Consider the following 16,568-nt stretch of genomic DNA (forward strand, 5'->3'; position numbering starts at 1 on the left):
GATCATGAGAATGATTCTTATTATCGTATTTCACCGCGCACAAGCCCGGCTGTCACATCAGCGTCACGGCCGTTGCTGTCGGGGGGCGGCAAGCTGCCCAGCGGCTGGGCAACTGCCGCGCCGTCGTGCAGGATGCGCCTGCCCTGCCGCCGCCGACCCTGCCCAAGGACCGCGCCATGCCCGATGTCCTGCTGCCCTTCCGCAGCCTGGCCTACAACAATGCCTGGGCGAATCACCGGCTGCTGGCGGCCTGCGCGCGGCTGGCGCCCGGCGAGCTGGAAGCGCCGCGCACCGGCTTCTTCCCCAGCCTGCGCGCCACGCTGAACCACATCCTGATCGTCGACTGGTTCTATGTCGACGCGCTGGAGGGCGGGACCCTGGGCCCCGCCGCCTGGGCCGAGCGCGAGCCCTGCCGCGACATCGACAGCCTGCGCGCCGCCCAGGACGCCGTCGACCGGCGGCTGCTGGCGGTGGTGGAGGGGCTGGCGCCCGGCGACCTCGACGGCATCGTCCGCGTCCATCGCGGCAGCCGCATCCAGGCGGAGCGGCGCGACCGGCTGCTGCTGCATCTCTTCGAGCACCAGATCCACCATCGCGGCCAGGCCCATGCGATGCTGAGCGGCAGCAGCGTCGCGCCGCCCCAGCTCGACGAGTTCTTTTCCGAAGGCGAGGCGCCGCTGCGCGCCGGCGAGTTTCGCGAGCTCGGCTGGACCGAGGCGCAGATCTGGGGAACCGGCCAGGCGTGAGCGCCGCCTTCTGGGCGCTGCGCCAGACCCCGCTGCACCGGCTGTCGGCCGGGGAGGCGGAGGACTTCCGCCAGGCCATGGCGGAATGGCTGGGCAGCGACGATCCGGCGATCCGCGACGCGGCGGTGGAGCGGCTCTGCATGGCCAGCTTCTCGCGCTTCGGTGACGCGCCCCCGGCGCCGTCGGCCCAGCAGGCGGCGCTGGCCTTCCTGCTTGCGGCGATCGGGCGCCAGGCCCCGGCGCATCCCGACCTGATCGACAGCCTCCTGAACCAGCTCCGCTGGCATGGCGACGAGGATCCGTTCCGCGCGCCGCTGCTGGCCTGGCTGGCGGCGCTGACCCCCGCCGACCCCGGCCAGGCGGCGCGGATCGAGGGCGCCCGGCTGCTGGTCGACCGCCGCGGCCGCGCCACCGCCGACTGGCTGCCGCTGCTCGACCATCCATCCGACCATGTCCGCGCCTGCGCCGCCCATGCCCTGGGCGAGGGGCTGGAGGCCGGGGAGGCCCCTGCCCTGCTGCGCCGGCTGCGGGAGATGGAGATCGCGCGGCCGGGCATCCTGGGCCCGCTCTGGGGCGCCTGGTCCCCCGGCGCGGAGGACCTGCCCTTCGACGCCGCCGGATGGATGCTGGACATCATCGCCGCGCGGCGCGGGCCGGAGCCGGCGGGGCTGCCCTTCAACGGGCTGGACTTCCACCTGCATGAGCTGGCCGGCGACAATGCCGCCGCGGTGGCCCGGCTGATCGCGCTGGGCGAATGGGCCACCGCCCTGCTGACGGCCACCGAATCCGACGATCCCGTCCCCGGCATGGCGCCGCTGCTGCGGCGGCTGGGCGCGCATCCCGAGCCCGGCATCGCCCGGCCGGCCCAGGCACAGCTGGCCCTGGTCTATGCCGAGGCGCATCCGGCGGCCGACCCCGCCCGGCTGCGCCCGCTGCCCGGCCGCTTCCCCGGCGCCACCGGATTCGCCCTCCGCCAGGGCGATGCGGCGCATTGGCGCGACGCCCTGGTGATCCATGCGGAAGGCCAGGGCTTCGACGACGCCGCCGCCTGGCGGCTGGTCGATGCCGCGCTGCCGCCGCCGCTGCGCGGCGCGCCGGTGGCGCATCCGGCGCTGGGCGCCGAGGCCGCGCCGGGCCCCTCGCAGCATGGCACGCGCGCCGAGCACCATGCTTTCGCCAGCGGCGCCCTGGTGCTGCTGCGCGGCGACGGCGGGGCGCGGCGCTGGCAGCGGCTGACGGTGATCGGCCGCGGGCTGCAGGGGCGCTGGAGCCCCTTCGCCTAGCCCTCAACCTTCGGCCGCTTCAGCAGCCGCGCCAGCACCGACAGGCAGATCCCGAGCGCCGCGGCGATCAGCGTCATCCGCCACAGCCCGGCGCCGGCCGTCATCCCGATGGCGCAGGTCAGCACTAGGCTGGCGGCGCTGGTCAGGTTGCGCACGTCGCCGCCACGGGCGAAGACCATGCCGGCGCCCAGGAAGCCCATGGCCTGGAACAGCCCCTGCACCACCCGCAGCGGGTCGGACTCGCCGCCGCGCGCCAGCACCACATCGGCCACGCCCAGGCCGAGCAGCACCAGCAGCGCCCCGCTCAGCGCGAAGAGGCCATGGGTGCGCATCCCCGCCGGGAAGCCGCGCCGCTCCCAGTCCAGCCCCTGCAGCATGCCGAGCCCGGATGCGGCGCCGAGCCGCAGCAGCAGCTCCGTGGTCGAAAGGTCGAACAAGCCGGTCACCCTTCCCCCGTTTGCAGGGGGAACGTCGCGGCGCCGCCGGCGTTGACGGTCAGGCGGCGCTGCTGGCGCCCGGGGCGGGGGGCGGCGGCGCGGGCAGCGGCGCCGCGCAGCAGATGCGGTTCCGCCCGCCCTGCTTGGCCTGGTAGAGCGCGCGGTCGGCGGCGGAATAGAGCTCGTCGAAGCTCATCGCCTGGCGCAGCGCGGCGCCGGCCGAGATGGTGACGCTGGCCGCCTGGCCCTCGACCAGGATGGCCTGGCCGGCCAGCCGGGCGCGCGCCGCCTCCAGCCGCGCCAGCAGGGCGGCCGGGTCGGGATGGGTGGAGATCAGCGCGAATTCCTCGCCGCCCAGCCGGCCGAGCAGGCCGAAGCCGTCCAGCTCCTCGGCCAGGGCCTGGGCGACGATGCGCAGCACCTGGTCGCCGCCGCGATGGCCCAGGCTGTCGTTGATCCGCTTGAAGCGGTCGATGTCGATGATCACCAGCACCATGGCGGTGACCGCGCCCTGCTCGGCCGCCTCCATCAGGGCGCGGCGATTGGCCAGGCCGGTCAGGGAATCGGTGCGGCTGAGGCGGGCCATCTCCTGCTTGCCCTCCCACAGCGCCAGATGCGAGCGCGCCAGGAAGCCCAGCAGCGGAACGGCCAGGGCCGGCGCCACCAGGGCGGTGACCAGCCAGGAGCGCAGCGCCACCTCCCAGCTGATGAAGAAGGACAGCTGGTTGGCGACGTCGATGGCCAGGGCCCCGGCCAGCGCCGCAAGGGTGCCGATGGCGACGTAGCGGCGCAGCTCCCGGCGATCGCGGATCACCGGTGCCCAGAGGGTCCTGAGGAAGCCTGGGGGAGCGCGCCTGGCGCCGTCGTCATCCGGCATGCGGCGGATGCTTAGCGGATCGCCACCTCGCGTCAACGTGAGGCGCAGCCGTTCATTCCACCCGGATGCCCGCCTCGCGGATGGTGACGCCCCAGCGCTCGACCTCGGAGGCGATCAGCTGGCGCAGCGGCTCGGGGCCACGGGCCTCGCCCTCCGGCAGCACGGCGGCCAGCTCGCCAAGACGCGCGCGGACCTCGGCATCGTCCAGCGCGGCGTCCAGCGCGCGGACCAGGCGGGCCACCACCGGCGCCGGCGTCGCGGCCGGGGCCAGCAGCGCGTTCCACACCGCCATGTTGAACTGGCCGACGCCGGCCTCGGCGAAGGTGGGGACGTCGGGCAGTTGCGGCAGGCGCTGCGGCGTGGCGACCGCCAGCGCCACCACCTGCTGGCCCCTGTGCGCCGGGATCATGGTCAGGGTCTGGTCGATCAGCGCGTCGATCACGCCGGCCGTCAGGTCGGTCATCGCCGGCCCGACGCCGCGATAGCCCACCGCGGTCGCCTGGGTCCCGGTGATCTGCAGGAACAGCGCCGCCGCCAGGTGGCTGGTCGAGCCTGCCCCGGCATTGCCGAAGGTCGCCTCCCCCTTCAGGCTGCGCAGCCGGCCGAGCAGCGCGTCCAGCGTCCTCACCCCGCTCCGGTTGGAGGCGGCGATCACCATGGGGTTGCTGGCGCCCAGGCCGATCGGCGCCAGGTCGCTGCGCGGGTCGTAGCCCAGGCTTGGATAGAGCGCGACATTGGCCGCCAGCGGCCCGGTATTGCCGAAGACCAGGGTGTAGCCGTCGGCATTGGCGCGCACCACGCGCTGGGTGCCGATGCTGCCGCCGGCGCCGCCCTGGTTCTCGACCACCACGGTCTGGCCCAGCGCCTTGCCCATGCCGCGCGCCAGGATCCGCCCCAGCACGTCGGTCGAGCCGCCGGGCGCATAGGGCACCACCATGGTGACGGCGCGGGCAGGGAAGTCCTGGGCAGCAGCGGGGGCGGCCGCGGTGGCCGCAGCCAGGCCAAGCGCCGCCAGCCCCGCCTTCAGCAGGTTCTTGTTCAATGTCCGTTTCCTTGAGCTCTTGCGCGGTGGGGCCGGGGATGCTGTCCCCGGCCGGTCGCGGTCAGTCCGGGCGGTTGCCGCCGCCCAGCGCGCCGCCCGCCAGCTTCTCGCTGAGCTGGGCGACCGCGGTGTGGTCCTGGCCCGGGCCGAGCAGCCCGCCGGCGCTGCTCCACAGCTCGCGGCAGAGCGCGGCGAAGGGGGTGGGGATCGCCCCATCCCGCCCGACCTCGAGCGCGATGGACAGGTCCTTCACCATCAGGTCCAGGCCGAAGCCGGAATCGAAGCGGCGCGACAGCACGAACTGCTTGAACTTCTTCTGCGTGCTGTTGTTCATGCCCGTCGAGGCGTTCAGCACATCGACCATCAGCGCCGGGTCCAGCCCGAACTTCTGGCCGATCAGCAGCGCCTCGATGCCGATCAGGAAGCCGCCGGCACTGACCAGGTTGTTCAGCGCCTTCATCGCCTGGCCGGCGCCGGTGCCGCCGCAGCGATGCACCGTCGTGCCCACCGCCTTCAGCACCGGATCGACGCGGTCGAGCACCGCCGCCTCGCCGCCGGCCATGATGGCGAGCTCGCCGCTCTTCGCCCGCGGCACGCCGCCGGAGACCGGGCAGTCGACGACATCGACGCCCTGCGCCGCCAGCTGCCCGGCGATGCGCCGCGTCTCGCCGGGCACGCCCGACGACATCTCGATCAGCACCGCGCCCTTGCCCAGGACAGGCGCGATTTCCTCCACGACCGACGCGACATGCTTGCTCGTCGGCAGGATGGTGACGATGGCGTCGGCGTCGCGGGCGGCGTCGGCCGCCGTCTCCGCCGCGCGTCCCCCGACCTCGGCCGCGAATTTCTGGGCGTGGCCGGGGCGGGCATCGACGACGGCGACCTCGAAGCCGGCCTTCAGCAGATTGGCCGCCATCGGCCAGCCCATGTTGCCGATGCCGACGAAGCCGATGCGGCGGATCGCGCTCATTCGGCGGCGGGCTTCGTCGCGGGGATGGCGCCTTCCGCCTTCAGCACCTCATGCGCCGCCTTGAAGGCGTCGAGCCCGGCCGGGATGCCGCAATAGACGGTCGCGTGCAGCAGCACTTCCTTGATCTCTTCCACCGTCACGCCATTGGCCAGGGCGCCCTTGGTGTGCAGCTTGATCTCCGGCGTGCGGCCCAGCGCGGTCAGCATCGCCAGGTTCAGCAGCGAGCGCGTCTTGCGGTCCAGCCCCTCGCGCGTCCAGGCATAGCCCCAGCACCATTCGGTGGTGATGCGCTGGAAGGCCATCATGAAGTCGTCGGCCTTGGCGATGCCGCCATCGACATATTCGGCGCCGAGCACCGCGCGCCGCACCTCGAGACCCTTCTCGAACATCTCGCTTTCCGCCATGGCGTCCTCCTCTTGCTTGGGGGCGGCAGGATGCGGCGCCGGGGATTGTCGGTCAATGCTCAATCGGCAGATTGTCTGACAGTCGCCACCGCTTCCAGCGCGGGACGGAAATACTGCAGGAAATGGTCGGGATCCTCGGTCATCGGGAAGTGGCCCAGTCCCGGCATGCGGCGGAACACCGCCCCCGGGATCAGCCGCGCCAGTTCTTCCCCCTGCTCGGGCGGCGCCGAATAGTCGTATTCGCCGGTCAGCAGCTGCAGCGGAACGCGCGCCGTGTCGATGCGCGGCCCGACCACGGCGCCGTCGAATTCGTCGCTATAGAAGGAAAGATCGCCGGCATAGATGCCGGGGCCGCCCTGGGCATAGATCCAGCCGGCGCGGCGGCGCTGCGCCTCGGGGCTGGAGGGGCTCATCAGCCCGCGCACATAGGCCGCATTGTGCAGCCCCGTCGCCACCGCCGCATGCGCCAGGAACGGGTTCCTGCGGCCCGGCGCGCGCAAGGGCGGCTCCAGCGCGATGGCGCCGCGCAGCAGCTCGGGGATCTCGGCCGCGGCCACCAGGGTGATGGCGGCGCCCATCGAGCAGCCGACCAGCACCGCCGGCTCGGCCACGACGTCGCGCAGGAAGGCCCCCACCCAATCCAGGTAGCGCGCCTGGGTCAGGCGATAGGCGCCGCCATCCCAGCCCAGCGGCGGCGACGACCGGCCATGGAAGGGTGCGTCGAAGGCGATCAGCCGGTGCCGCGCCGTCAGCTGCGGGTCGGCCAGCAGCGCCTGGTATTGCCGCGCATCGGCGCCCGCGGTGTGCAGCAGCACCACCGGCACGCCCTGCCCCGCCTCCTCGACGAAGATCTCGAAGCTTTCCTCGGCCGTCTGCAGGGTCCGGTAGCGGCCGGTGATGCCGGACAGGTCGCGCGGGGTCGGCGGCGTGGCCGGCAATGGCGGGCGCAGCAGCTCCGGCAGCCGCTCGAGAAAGGCCCGGGCCTGCGCGATGTGCAGCGGGTCGCCGGCGATACGCGCCTCCGGGTTCTTCAGCTGCAGCGCGGTGAAGGACTGGCTGCCCGGCGGCGGCAGGGCCGACAGGACGCCCAGCCAGGTGGCGCCGGGGGCTTCGAGGGCGATTTCCGCCTCGCCGCGCATCGGCTGCGCCTGCGGCTGGCCGGCATCCAGGACAATGTCCAGCCCCTCGGCGCCGCTCATCAGCCGGGCGCGCAGGGTCAGGCCGGTGCCGGCGGCCAGCAGCTCCGGATCGGCCAGGGCCGAAGCCAGCCGCGCGGGGTCCAGCCCCGGAAGCGATGCCTGCATCCGCCGTTCCTCTCCCTCTTATCGGGAGGAATATTGACGGACAATCCGTCAGCGGCGCAAGTCAGGCCTCGCGGCCATAGGGGGTGCCGTCGCGCTCCTCCCGCTCGCGCAGGATGCGGATGGCGACGGCGGCGGCGCGCTTGACGTGGTGGCGGCAGGCCTCCCAGGCGCCTTCCGGGTCGCGGTGCTCGATCGCCTGCACCACGCGGCGGATCTCCGCCACCGTGTGCGGCAGCCGCCCCGGCTCGGAGAGCGAGGTGGCGCGCAGCTGGCTGTTGCGGTTCAGCATCTGGTCCAGCATGCGGGCGACCATCGGGTTGCGGCAGCCGCGCAGCAGCACGGCGTAGAAATCCCGCTTGATGGCCAGCAGCTCAGCACGGTCGGAGGCCTCGCCGGCGGCGGCCAGGCGCTCATAGACGGCGCGCAGCTCGGCCCTCTCGGCATCGGTGGCGCGGATAGCGAAGCCTTCGCCGGCCAGCGCCTCCAGCACGCCGCGCACCTCGTAGATCTGCGCCGCCTCGCTGGACGAAAGCCAGGCGACGAAAGGGCCGCGATTGGGCAGCACGACGATCAGCGATTCGGCCTCCAGCAGCCGCACCGCCTCGCGCACCACGCTGCGGCTGGCGCCGAACAGCTCGCAGAGCAGCCGGTCGGGCAGGTGCTGGCCGGGGGCGAAGCGGCCGGCGATGATCGCGGCGCGCAGCCCTTCCTCCACCTGGCGCCGCATCGGCTGCGGCGTCACGCGGAGGCCCTGATCCCCCTTGTCCTGCTCGAGCTTGTCCGCTGCCACGCTGTCCATGCCGGTCCTTCACCCATCCTGTCCGACTGACATATAGCAGCCGGAGGGCTGATCGCGAGGCTACAGCCCCAGATAGGCTTCCCGCACCCGCGGGTCCTGCGCCAGCGACCGCGCGGCCCCCTCCAGCACCACCCGCCCGGCTTCCAGCACATAGCCGCGCCCGGCGACCGACAGGGCCAGCGCCGTGTTCTGCTCGACCAGCAGCACCGAGGTGCCGCGGGCATGGATATCGACCAGGGCGCGGTGCAGCTCCTCGACGATGATCGGCGCCAGGCCGTGGCTGGGCTCGTCCAGGATCAGCAGGCGGGGCTCGAGCATCATGGCGCGGCCGATGGCGACCATCTGCTGCTCGCCGCCCGACAGCGTCCCGGCGCGCTGGCGGCGGCGCTCGGCCAGGCGCGGAAACAGGGCATAGACCGCCTCCAGCCGCCCGGCCAGCCCGGGCCGATGCCGGATGGCGAAGGCGCCGAGGCAAAGGTTCTCCTCGACCGTCATACCCGGGAAGACATGCCGCCCCTCCGGCACATGGGCGATGCCGAGGCCCGGGATGGCATGGGCGGGCTGGTCCATCAGCTCCTGCCCGTGGAAGCGGATGCTGCCGCGGGCGCGCGGCACCAGGCGGGAGATGCAGCGCAGCAGCGTGCTCTTCCCCGCCGTGTTGGCGCCGATGATGCAGAGGAACTCCTGGGGGTGCATGGTGAGCGAAATGTCCTGCAGCACCTCCCCGGCATCGTAGCGGGCTGACAGGGAAGAGATCTCCAGCAGGGGCACGGCGTCAGACGGCATGGGCACGTCCCAGATAGGCGGCGACCACCTCGGGGTGGCGGGCGATCTCGGCCGGGCTGCCCTCGGCCAGCTTGCGGCCGAAGCTGATGGCGATGATGCGGTCGCAGAGCGCCAGCATGGCCTTCATGTGGTGCTCGATGACGATGACGGTCAGCCCGCCCTCGCGCAGGCGGCGGATCAGCGCCATCAGCGCCTCCATCTCGGCATGGTTCAGCGCCGCCATCACCTCGTCCAGCAGCAGGATTTTTGGCTGTGTGGCAAGCGCGCGCGCCACTTCCACACGGGCACGCTCGGGAAAGGACAGCTCGCCCGCCTGCTTCTGCGCGATGCCGGCGAGGCCGACCTGCTCCAGGCAGTGCAGGGCGAAGGCGCGGGCCTCGGCGACGCCATGCCGCAGCAGCCCGCCGATCAGCACATTGTCCAGCACCGAGCTTTCGGCGAAGAGCGCCACGTTCTGAAACGTCTTCGTCAGCCCCAGCCCGGCGATGCGGTGCGGCTTCAGCCCGACCAGCGACACGCCGTCGAGCATGATCGTCCCGGCATCCGGCCGATGCAGCCCGGCCAGGTTGTTGAACAGCGTCGTCTTGCCGGCGCCGTTCGGCCCGATGACGCCGAGGATCTCTGTCCGTGCCACATCGAAGGAAATGTCGTGCAGCGCCTGCAAGCCGCCGAAGCGCTTGGACAGGCCACTGACGGAAAGGATCGGCGCGCTCATGCCGAAGCCCTCCGCGGGCGGAACGTCCAGGAAAACCGGAGCGCCATCAGGCCGCGCGGCTCGACCAGCACCATGGCGATCAGCACCGCGCCATAGACCAGCTGCGACAGCCCAGCCGCGCGGTCGGACAGGGCCGCATTGGCGAATTCCTCCAGCGGGATGACGATCAGCGCGCCCAGGATCGGCCCCGCCGCCGTGCCGATGCCGCCGATGATGGCCATCAGCGCAATGCGCACCGAGATGCTGGCCACGCCGAAGACCGTGTCGGGGTCGAAGAAGAAGTTGAACTGGGCATAGAGCACGCCGAGCGCCGCGGTCAGCGCGCCGGAGATGACGGCGGCCTGCAGCTTGACCCGCGCCGTGTCGACGCCGATGGCCTCGGCGGCGGCGATGTTCTCCCGCACGGCGCGCAGCCGGTAGCCCAGCGCGCCGCGGCGGATCACCTCGAAGACCACGGTCACGACGACCAGGGCGCCGAGCATTAGCCAATAGATCGGCCTTCCGCCCTCGAAGCGCATCATCCAGACGCCCTCGGCGCCGAAGGGGACGGAGATGCCGGCGGGGCCACCGGTCAGGGGTGCTGCGGTGTTGGCGATGACGCGCATCACCTCGCCGCAGGCCAGCGTGGCGAGGGCGAAGTAATGGCCGCGCAGCCGCATGGTGGGCAGGCTGATCAGCGCCGCGGCCAGCCCGCCCAGCGCCAGCGCCACGACCAGGCCCAGCCAGGGCGACAGGCCGAAGCGGATCTGCAGGATGGTGGCGGCATAGGCGCCGATGCCGAAGAAGGCGGCATGGCCCAGCGACATCTGGTTCGCCAACCCGCCCACGATGTTCCAGGCCTGGCCGAGGGCTGCGAAGAGCAGCGCCAGGGTCAGGACATGGATGGCGTAGCCCTCCGATTCCAGCGCCAGCGGCAGCAGGGCAGCGGCCAGCAGCGCCAGGGCGACCAGGGCGCGGCTCATCGGCTGCCCCCCATCAGCCCCTCCGGCCGCAGCGCCAGCACGGCGATGAACAGCAGGAACAGGACCAGGTTCTGCAGCTGGATCGGGAAGACCAGGGTGGAGACCGATTGGATGACGCCGACCGCGACGCCGCCCACCACCGCGCCGGCGATGCTGCCGAGGCCCCCCAGCACGACGACGGTGAACATCAGCACGGAGAACTGGCTGCCGACCGTCGGATAGACGGTCAGGTAGGGAAGGATGGCCGCGCCGCCGAAGGCCGACAGGCCGACGCCCAGCCCGAAGGCCAGGCGGTGCATGCGGGCGGCGTCGATCCCCATCAGCCGGGCCGCCATCGGGTCCTGGGCGGTGGCCCGCATGGCGCGGCCGAACCAGCTGCGGTCGAGGAACCACCAGAGCAGCCCGCCGCAGACCACCGACAGCAGGAAGGCCGCCAGATAGGGGACATTGACGAAAAGCTCGCCCAGCCGCAGCGAGGCGGTCTGGTAGGGCGTCGCCACCGAACGGAATTCGGAGCCGAAGAGCAGCAGCGCCGAATTCTCCAGCACGATGATCAGGCCGACGGTCAGGAAGATCTGGGCGACGGGGGGTGCTGCCAGCACGCGGCGGAACAGCGTCGCCTGCAGCGCCCAGCCCAAAGCGAAAATCGCCCCGAAGGCCAGAAAGGACCCCAGCAGCGGATCGATGCCCAAAAAGCGCCAGGCGAACCAGGCGACGAACATGCCCAGCATCAGGAACTGCGCCTGGGCGAAATTGACGATCCCCATGACCCCGAAGACCAGGGTCAGCCCCATGGAAATGACGGCATAGACCCCGCCGATCATCACCCCGTCCAGCACGGCCTGCGCCAGGCTCAGCATCCGATCGGCCTCAGCGCTTCCAGACGGCCTGGGCGCGCGCCAGGTGGCCGGGCGCCACGGTGACCAGCTGGTCGCCGCGCCATTGCACCATCACCGGCTCGGAGAGGGTGTTGAGGCCGGTGGCGTCGAACTGCACGGCGCCGCCGGTCATTGCCTTGGCCAGGCCCGTCTCGAAGCGATGGCCGCGCAGCGCGTCGCGCAAGGCCTCGCGGTCGGCCTTGCCGGTCTTCTCCAGCGCCTCGGCGACGACGGACAGGCAGACGCCGTTCTCCAGCGCCTCATGCACCATGAAATAGCCGAAGCGCTGCCGGAACGGCTCCGTCAGCTCGGGCGCCAGGTCGTAATTCGCCGGGGAGATGGAAAGAACCCCCTCGGCGGCAGGGCCGAGGCCGCGGGCGAAGTCGGGGATGACATAGCCCGCCGCGCCGCCGATGGTCGGGATGTCGATCTGCTGCGCCCGCATGGCGCGGATGATCTGCAGGCTGTCATTCAGGTAGGAAACCGGGAAGACCGCCTGGGCATTGGCGCCGCGCAGCTTGTTGATCAGCGGCGTGACGTCGGTGATGCCCAGCGGATACGCCTCGTCCATCACCACCTCGACGCCGGCCGCCTTGGCGGCGGCGCGCAGCCCGCCGGATTGCGAGGTGCCGTAGGCGGTGTCCTCGTACATGATGGCGATGCGCTCGAGCTTCTGGCCCGCCGCCTGGGCCAGTTGCATCGTCAGGTCGAGCTGCGCCTTGCCCAGCACCGAGGCCTTGGCGACGACCTGGAAAATATTCTTGAAGCCGCGGCCGGTGATCTCGTCCGAGAAGGACATGGTCAGCAGCGGCAGGTTGCGCCGCTCGGTGATCTCGGAGATGGCGATGGTCAGCGAGGAGGCGAAGGCGCCGATCATCGCCAGCACCCGGTTCTGGGTGATCAGCCGCTGCGCGACCGAGGCGGCGTTGGTCGGCGACGAGGTGGCGTCGGCCACCACCAGCTCGATCTTGGCGCCGCCCAGCGCCTTGATGCCGCCGGCCGCGTTGATCTGGTCGGCGACGAACTGCACGCCGTTGCGGGCGTTGATGCCGAACTGGGCGTTGGCGCCGGAGAGCGGCATGACCACGCCGATGCTGACCGCCTCGGCGGCGCGGGCGGATCGTATGACAAAGGGCGCCGCCACCAGGCCAGCCGTCCCCGTCAGCAGCCGCCGGCGCGAGGCGCCAGCAGCGGCATGCACCTGCTGCATCGGATGATTCCTCCAGTCTTGTTGGAATCATCCAAGGCCGCCGGGCCGCCGCCCGTCAATCCGCTATCAGATTGTCCGACTGTTTTTCGTCGACCGCCCCGGGGTCAGGGCGCCGCCATATAGGCGGTCGCCCAGAGGGCGAAGTTGCCGTCCCGCACCACGCGCACCACCGGGAAGCCGGCTGCGCGCAGCCCGGCCTCCAGGGTGCGAGCGGTGAAGCCGGTGTTGTGCGCCATGTAGTGGTTGCCCTGGGCCAGCGCGCTGTTCAGCCCGTAGAGCATGTCGAGCGGCGTGATCGGCCCGGCCGGCGAGACATAGGCGGCGTCGCCCAGCTTGTCCTGCGCCACCAGCGCCGCGACCTGCTGCAGGTCGGGCATCGTCATCAGCGCGAAGCCGCCGGGCTTCAGCACGCGGCGGAACTCGGCGAAGGCGACCGGCACCTCATGCGGGTAGAGATGCTCGAGGTTGTGCGAGGACCAGACCGCATCGGCCGAGGCCGAGGCGACGGCCGCCATGTCGGTGATCGAGGCGATGATGTCGGGGGCGACCGAGGGGTCGATGTCGAGGCGGACCTCCTGCCATTCGCCGGCCGGGAAGAAGGCCGGCGGCAGCTTGTGCGGGCTGGCCGGGCCGCAGCCGACATGCAGGACGGTGCGGCGCTGGGTGGGGGCCGAGGCGGCGGCGGGGGTCTCGGCTTCGGTCATGGTCCGGCTTCCGGAGAGAGGGCTGAGAGATACTAGGGTGCCCATGGCGGGCCGGCGGCGTCCAGCCCTCAGGCGGTCTGGGGGACGGCCCGCGGCACCGCCTGCAGCGCGGTGAAATAGGTCGCGGCCAGGCTGCCGGCATGGCGCCGGTCATGCTCGCCCAGCAGGTGCAGCACGACGTCGTAGGACTGGTAGCAGTCGTGCAGGATGGCCGACATGGCCAGCAGCTGGTGGTCAGTCAGTGCCGCCGGCTTGGTGAAGTCGCGCAGGAACAGCCCGTCGGCCCAGACCAGCTGCGAAAGCCCGGCATAGATGTTCTGGTCGACCAGCATCGGCCGGATCGTCCGGCTTACGACCGGGAAGAAGCGATGAAAAACAAAACCCTGGCCGCGGAGAAAGCGCTCCACGTCGCCGAACAGGGGCTGGTCCTTGTAGAGCGGCAGAAACTCGACCTCGGCCTGGATCACCGAGGCATGCGCCAGGCGCTGCACCGCGTTCTGCAGCACCATCAGCTCGGCGCCCTGGATGTCGAGCTTGAGCAGGTCGGCGCCTTCGGTCTCGGGGACGTCGTCCAGGCGGACGGTGTCGATCTCCTCCCGCCCCAGCACCGTCCCCCAGTCGGGGAAGCCGTGGAACAGGCCGAGGATCGCAGGATCCGGCTCAAGAAGAGAAGTCATCCCCGGCGCCTGGCAGATCTTCAGCGTGTGCCGCCGGCCATCGCCCACCGCATGCGGGAAATAGCGCTCGAGCGCGGAGCGGCGCTGGTCCAGCACCGCCAGCGCATCCGGATTGGGCTCGAAGCCGACCACCTCGGCCGCGCCGCGCCGCAGCATCCCGGCATAGGGCGGGTCGCTGTCGATCGGATTGGCGCCGATATCGACGACCCTGACCCGGAGGTCGAGGCCCGAGAGCGCGTTGAAGCTGGCGGCGTCGCTCATCCCCGAGCCTTCCTCACCATTCGACAGCAGGAACCATCGCCCGCCGCCGCGGGTTGCGGCGGCGGGCGGCGAGAGCCCTCAGAGGAAGAGGGCGCTCACCTGGTTGTTGTCCATCGCACCGATCTGGGTCGAGGTGAAGGCCGCCACCTGGGTGTCGGTCAGCGCCACGATGTCGGAGGTCTCCAGGCCGGTGATCTGCGTCGTGGTCAGCGCCGCCAGCTGGCCCGTGGTGAAGCCGGCCATCTGGGTGGTGGTCAGGGAGGTCACCGCCGTGCTGGTCAGCGCCACCACCTGGGTGGTGGACAGGCTGCCGATCAGCTCGGTGCCGAGGCCGCTGACCTGCGTCGTGGTCAGCGCCGCCAGCCCGGTGGTGGTCAGCCCGACCACCTGGCCGGTGGTCAGCGCGTTCAGCTGCGTCGCCGTCAGCCCGCCGATCTGGGTGGTGCTGAGCACGGCGATGTCGCTGGTCTCGAGCCCGCGGATCTGGCCGGTGGCCAGGCCGCGCAGCTGGGTGGTGGTCAGCGCCGAGACCTGGGTGGTGGTCAGCGCGGCCACCTGGCCGGTGGTCAGGCCCTTCAGCTGCGCCGTGGTCAGCACCGCGACATCGGTGCTCTCCATGGCCTGCAGCTGGGCGTTGCTCAGCCCGGCCAGCTGGGTCGAGGTCAGCCCCGCCATCTGCGTCGTGGTCAGCGCCGCCAGGTCGGTGGTCTCGAGGCCGCGCAGCTGCGCGGTGCTCAGGGCGCCGATCTGGGTGGTGGTCAGCGCCACGACCTGGGTGGTGGTCAGCGCCGCCACCTGGGTCGAGGTGAAGCCCACCACCTGGGCCGAGTTCAGCGAGGCCACCTGGGTGGTGGTCAGCGCCCCCAGCTGGGTGGTGTTCAGCGCCGCCAGCTGGCCGGTGGTCAGGCCGCGCAGCTGGGTGGTGGTCAGCACCGCCAGGTCGGTCGATTCCAGCGCCACCACCTGGGTGGTGGTCAGGGCGCTGACCTGGCCGGAGCCGAGGCCCGCCATCTGCGTCGTGGTCAGCGCCGCGATGTCGGTGGTGTCGACCGCCTTGATCTGGGCGGCGGTCAGGCTGCCCAGCTGCGTCGTGGTCAGGGCGGTGACCTGGGTCGAGGTCAGCGCCGTCACCTGGGTGGCCGTCAGGCCACGCAGCTGCGCCGTGGTCAGCACCGCGAGGTCGGTGGTCTCGATCGCCACCAGCTGGGCGGTGGTCAGCGCCGCCACCTGGCCGGAGCTCAGCCCGACGATCTGGCTGGTGCCGAGCGCGGCGATGTCGGTGGTCTCGAAGCCCTTCACCTGCGCGGTGGTCAGCGCGCCGATCTGGGTCGAGGACAGGCCCGGCAGCTGCGTCGTGGTCAGCGCCGCCACCTGGGTGGTGGTCAGGCCCTGCAGCTGGGTGCTGGTCAGCGCGCCCAGCTGGGTGGTGGTCACCGCCTCCATCTGCGTCGTGGTCAGCGCGCCCAGCTGCGCCGAGCTCAGCCCGCGCACCTGGGTGGTGGTCAGCACGGCCAGGTCGGTGGTGTCGAAGCCGCGCATCTGCGCCGTGGTCAGCGACGCCAGCTGGCCGGTCGAGAGCGCGCCCACCTGGGTGGTGGTCAGCGCGCCGACCTGCGTCGTGGTCAGCCCCTTCACCTGCGCCGTGGTCAGCGCGGCGACCTGGGTGGTGGACAGCGCGCCCAGCTGCGTGGTCGTCAGCGCGCCGAGCTGGCTGGAGGTCAGGCCGCGGATCTGGGTGGTGTTCAGCACCCCCACATCGGTCGATTCCAGCGCCGCGACCTGGGCGTTGCTGAGCGCCGCCAGCTGGCCGGTGGTCAGGCCCAGGATCTGCGTCGTGGTCAGCGCCACCAGGTCGGTGGTCTCGAAGCCGCGCAGCTGGCTGGTCGACAGCGAGGCGAGCTGGCCGGTGGACAGCGCGCCCACCTGCGTGGTCGACAGCGCCGCCACCTGGGTGGTGGTCAGCCCGGCCAGCTGCGTCGTGGTCAGCGCCGCCACCTGGGTGGTGTTGATGGCGTCGAGCTGCGTCGTGGTCAGGGCGCCGATCTGGCTGGCCTGCAGGCCACGGATCTGCGTGGTGTTCAGCACCGCCAGATCCGTGGTCTCGAAGCCGCGCAGCTGCGTCGTCGTCAGCGCGCCCAGCTGTGGCGCGGTCAGGCCGGCCATCTGCGTCGTGGTCAGCGCCGCGATGTCGGTGGTGTTGAAGCCCATGACCTGGCCGGTCGACAGCGCGGCCAGCTGGGTCGTGGTGACGGCGGCCAGCTGCGTCGTGGTCATCGCCGCCACCTGGGCGGTGGTCAGGCCCTTCAGCTGCGCCGTGGTCAGCACCGCGACATCGGTCGATTCGAGCCCCACGAACTGCGCCGTGGTCAGCGCCGCCAGCTGCGCCGAGCCGAGGCCGACGATCTGCGAGGTGGCCAGCGCGGCCAGGTCGGTGGTCTCGAAGCCCAGCACCTGCGCGGTGGTCAGGGCGGCCAGCTGCGTCGTGGTCAGCGCGCCCACCTGGGTGGTGGTCA

General features: G+C 71.8%; 17 protein-coding genes. 2 read left to right on the forward strand and 15 right to left on the reverse strand.

Annotation, left to right across the window (positions count from 1 at the left end):
- Positions 1-125 precede the first annotated feature (125 nt).
- Both BKE38_RS21065 and BKE38_RS21070 read left to right on the forward strand, forming a co-directional pair.
- Entirely contained in the window at positions 126-746 is a 621-nt protein-coding gene (locus tag BKE38_RS21065; protein ID WP_242662520.1) for a DinB family protein, read from the forward strand.
- Positions 743-2,029 (forward strand): hypothetical protein, encoded by a 1,287-nt coding sequence (locus tag BKE38_RS21070; protein ID WP_076959208.1) that lies wholly within the window; start codon positions 743-745, stop codon positions 2,027-2,029. The genes BKE38_RS21065 and BKE38_RS21070 overlap by 4 nt, the downstream gene beginning before the upstream one ends.
- On the opposite strand, the gene BKE38_RS21075 is transcribed toward BKE38_RS21070, so the two are convergent.
- From BKE38_RS21075 to BKE38_RS32285, 15 genes are all read right to left on the reverse strand, one after another.
- A complete protein-coding gene (locus tag BKE38_RS21075) occupies positions 2,026-2,466 on the reverse strand; it encodes an MgtC/SapB family protein (RefSeq protein WP_242662521.1) in 441 nt (146 codons plus the stop codon). The two genes, BKE38_RS21070 and BKE38_RS21075, sit on opposite strands and share 4 nt — an antisense overlap.
- 58 nt (positions 2,467-2,524) lie before the next feature.
- Positions 2,525-3,280, reverse strand: coding sequence for a GGDEF domain-containing protein (locus BKE38_RS21080; protein WP_076959210.1), 756 nt, complete (start codon positions 3,278-3,280; stop codon positions 2,525-2,527).
- A gap of 115 nt (positions 3,281-3,395) precedes the next feature.
- Complete coding sequence (locus tag BKE38_RS21085; protein WP_207553631.1) at positions 3,396-4,385, reverse strand: Bug family tripartite tricarboxylate transporter substrate binding protein; 990 nt, start codon at positions 4,383-4,385, stop codon at positions 3,396-3,398.
- Between the two features lie 61 nt (positions 4,386-4,446).
- Entirely contained in the window at positions 4,447-5,355 is a 909-nt protein-coding gene (locus tag BKE38_RS21090) for an NAD(P)-dependent oxidoreductase (RefSeq protein WP_076959211.1), read from the reverse strand.
- On the reverse strand, positions 5,352-5,759 hold the full coding sequence (locus BKE38_RS21095; RefSeq protein WP_076959212.1) for a carboxymuconolactone decarboxylase family protein: 408 nt from the start codon (positions 5,757-5,759) through the stop codon (positions 5,352-5,354). Before BKE38_RS21095 ends, BKE38_RS21090 begins: the two co-directional genes overlap by 4 nt.
- 59 nt (positions 5,760-5,818) lie before the next feature.
- Complete coding sequence (locus BKE38_RS21100) at positions 5,819-7,063, reverse strand: alpha/beta fold hydrolase (protein WP_076959213.1); 1,245 nt, start codon at positions 7,061-7,063, stop codon at positions 5,819-5,821.
- Between the two features lie 61 nt (positions 7,064-7,124).
- Positions 7,125-7,862 carry a GntR family transcriptional regulator gene (locus tag BKE38_RS21105; protein ID WP_076959214.1) on the reverse strand — a complete coding sequence of 246 codons (738 nt, stop codon included), beginning with the start codon at positions 7,860-7,862 and terminating at the stop codon, positions 7,125-7,127.
- 60 nt (positions 7,863-7,922) lie between these two features.
- Positions 7,923-8,648: an ABC transporter ATP-binding protein gene (locus BKE38_RS21110; RefSeq protein WP_076959215.1), complete on the reverse strand. Its 726-nt coding sequence runs from the start codon at positions 8,646-8,648 to the stop codon at positions 7,923-7,925.
- Positions 8,638-9,363, reverse strand: a complete 726-nt coding sequence (locus BKE38_RS21115) for an ABC transporter ATP-binding protein (protein ID WP_076959216.1) — start codon at positions 9,361-9,363, stop codon at positions 8,638-8,640. The genes BKE38_RS21110 and BKE38_RS21115 overlap by 11 nt, the downstream gene beginning before the upstream one ends.
- The gene (locus BKE38_RS21120; RefSeq protein WP_076959217.1) at positions 9,360-10,325 is read right to left on the reverse strand and encodes a branched-chain amino acid ABC transporter permease; all 966 of its coding nucleotides are present in this window, start codon (positions 10,323-10,325) and stop codon (positions 9,360-9,362) included. Before BKE38_RS21120 ends, BKE38_RS21115 begins: the two co-directional genes overlap by 4 nt.
- On the reverse strand, positions 10,322-11,185 hold the full coding sequence (locus BKE38_RS21125; RefSeq protein WP_076959218.1) for a branched-chain amino acid ABC transporter permease: 864 nt from the start codon (positions 11,183-11,185) through the stop codon (positions 10,322-10,324). Before BKE38_RS21125 ends, BKE38_RS21120 begins: the two co-directional genes overlap by 4 nt.
- A gap of 10 nt (positions 11,186-11,195) precedes the next feature.
- A complete protein-coding gene (locus BKE38_RS21130) occupies positions 11,196-12,413 on the reverse strand; it encodes an ABC transporter substrate-binding protein (RefSeq protein ID WP_076959219.1) in 1,218 nt (405 codons plus the stop codon).
- A gap of 104 nt (positions 12,414-12,517) precedes the next feature.
- Positions 12,518-13,117 carry a class I SAM-dependent methyltransferase gene (locus BKE38_RS21135; RefSeq protein WP_076959220.1) on the reverse strand — a complete coding sequence of 200 codons (600 nt, stop codon included), beginning with the start codon at positions 13,115-13,117 and terminating at the stop codon, positions 12,518-12,520.
- A gap of 68 nt (positions 13,118-13,185) precedes the next feature.
- The gene (locus BKE38_RS21140) at positions 13,186-14,055 is read right to left on the reverse strand and encodes an FkbM family methyltransferase (protein ID WP_076959221.1); all 870 of its coding nucleotides are present in this window, start codon (positions 14,053-14,055) and stop codon (positions 13,186-13,188) included.
- Positions 14,056-14,133: 78 nt separating this feature from the next.
- The coding region (locus tag BKE38_RS32285) for a beta strand repeat-containing protein (protein ID WP_207553632.1) at positions 14,134-16,568 on the reverse strand (2,435 nt) is incomplete at its 5' end.

Source organism: Teichococcus deserti (assembly GCF_001982615.1).
Lineage (GTDB): Bacteria > Pseudomonadota > Alphaproteobacteria > Acetobacterales > Acetobacteraceae > Pseudoroseomonas > Pseudoroseomonas deserti.

Excerpts from the sequence above, each read along its gene's own strand:
- BKE38_RS21090 (WP_076959211.1), bottom strand. The coding sequence starts at position 5,355 with ATGAGCGCGATCCGCCGCATCGGCTTCGTCGGCATCGGCAACATGGGC.
- BKE38_RS21095 (WP_076959212.1), bottom strand. The coding sequence starts at position 5,759 with ATGGCGGAAAGCGAGATGTTCGAGAAGGGTCTCGAGGTGCGGCGCGCG.
- BKE38_RS21100 (WP_076959213.1), bottom strand. The coding sequence starts at position 7,063 with ATGCAGGCATCGCTTCCGGGGCTGGACCCCGCGCGGCTGGCTTCGGCC.
- BKE38_RS21105 (WP_076959214.1), bottom strand. The coding sequence starts at position 7,862 with ATGGACAGCGTGGCAGCGGACAAGCTCGAGCAGGACAAGGGGGATCAG.
- BKE38_RS21110 (WP_076959215.1), bottom strand. The coding sequence starts at position 8,648 with ATGCCGTCTGACGCCGTGCCCCTGCTGGAGATCTCTTCCCTGTCAGCC.
- BKE38_RS21115 (WP_076959216.1), bottom strand. The coding sequence starts at position 9,363 with ATGAGCGCGCCGATCCTTTCCGTCAGTGGCCTGTCCAAGCGCTTCGGC.
- BKE38_RS21120 (WP_076959217.1), bottom strand. The coding sequence starts at position 10,325 with ATGAGCCGCGCCCTGGTCGCCCTGGCGCTGCTGGCCGCTGCCCTGCTG.
- BKE38_RS21125 (WP_076959218.1), bottom strand. The coding sequence starts at position 11,185 with ATGCTGAGCCTGGCGCAGGCCGTGCTGGACGGGGTGATGATCGGCGGG.
- BKE38_RS21130 (WP_076959219.1), bottom strand. The coding sequence starts at position 12,413 with ATGCAGCAGGTGCATGCCGCTGCTGGCGCCTCGCGCCGGCGGCTGCTG.
- BKE38_RS21135 (WP_076959220.1), bottom strand. The coding sequence starts at position 13,117 with ATGACCGAAGCCGAGACCCCCGCCGCCGCCTCGGCCCCCACCCAGCGC.
- BKE38_RS21140 (WP_076959221.1), bottom strand. The coding sequence starts at position 14,055 with ATGAGCGACGCCGCCAGCTTCAACGCGCTCTCGGGCCTCGACCTCCGG.